This window comes from Vibrio sp. 704, assembly GCF_033339295.1.
Window position 1 is genome coordinate 1 of sequence record NZ_JAWOUH010000897.1, and the last position, 544, is coordinate 544.

1 protein-coding gene is annotated in these 544 nt (G+C 41.9%); it reads left to right on the forward strand.

The genetic code is table 11. From position 1 onward, the window contains the following. A partial coding sequence (locus R7R24_RS29755) for a type VI secretion protein IcmF/TssM N-terminal domain-containing protein (protein WP_318120594.1) occupies positions 1-544 on the forward strand: 544 nt, incomplete at both ends.

Here is a 544-nt window from a genome sequence, read left to right on the forward strand (position 1 = left end):
CCGCACTCAAAGGCCTATCAATGGCGCTATCGTAACAATCAGCCTAGCAAGTATGATGTCTCAAACTCGTACAGAGCGTAGCTTACATGCCAGATCAATAAAATCTCGCCTTCAGGAACTCAAAAATCAGTTGGGTATGCAATTCCCAATCTATGTTCTGCTGACGAAAATGGATCTGGTTGCTGGCTTTAATGAATTTTTTGCTGATTTAAGTAAAGAAGAGCGTGAGGAACTTTTTGGATTTATGTTCCCACGAGAAGTTGATGACGAACGTGGTGTCATTTCTCTCTTTAATAAAGAGTTTCACGGCATGTTGGAGCGGCTCGATGCGCGCATGTTACGTATATTAGAAACTGAAGATGACTTAGAAAAGCGCACGCTAATATTCGAATTTCCAAAACAGCTGCGAGTTTTACAAGCAAACTTAGATGAGTTTTTGTCTGAGATATTTGCGCAGAACACGTTTGAAGAGCCAGCCCTTATTCGCGGTGTTTTCTTGCTTAGCTCTGTACAAGAAGGCATTCCTGTTGATCGACTGATGAGT